Annotated in this window: 1 protein-coding gene; it reads right to left on the reverse strand. The window is 70.2% G+C overall.

The window, feature by feature from the left end:
• Position 1 precedes the first annotated feature (1 nt).
• Positions 2–453: hypothetical protein (locus AX709_RS18880; RefSeq protein WP_082731673.1), on the reverse strand; the 452-nt coding region annotated here is incomplete at its 5' end.

Genomic DNA, 453 nt, shown 5'->3' on the forward strand with positions numbered 1-453 from the left:
ATCACGATCCGGGTGATAACCGGCCGCGCAACCGGAAGGCGTTGCGCCAACGGCGCCGGCGATGCTCGGTCGCATCGTGGACCATGTGGCAGCGTTGGCAGAGCGCGGCGAGGTTGCGCGGCCGGTTATCACCCGGATCGTGATTGAGGTGCGCGCTGGCGAGGACGACGCGCGTGACCCGCATCGAGGGGGGCGGGTCGATACCCACGAACCCCGGTTGCGCGCGCACCAGCTCGTCCGGCGACGACAGGCGACGAATCTCCCTGCCCCGCCCGTCGCGCCAGCGCGCGGCGTCCTCGTCCCACCAGATACCATTGCCGAGGTGCAGCACGTCGCGGCCGTGCGGGCGACGGCAATGCTCGCAGCGCCCTTTGGCGCGGCCGAAACGGATGAAGGCGGACAGCTCGCGCCAGTCGATCGGGTAAAGCCAGCGATGTTCGCGCGCGATCGGCA

The organism is Sphingomonas sp. CCH15-F11 (genome assembly GCF_001557005.1).
Lineage (GTDB): Bacteria > Pseudomonadota > Alphaproteobacteria > Sphingomonadales > Sphingomonadaceae > Sphingomonas.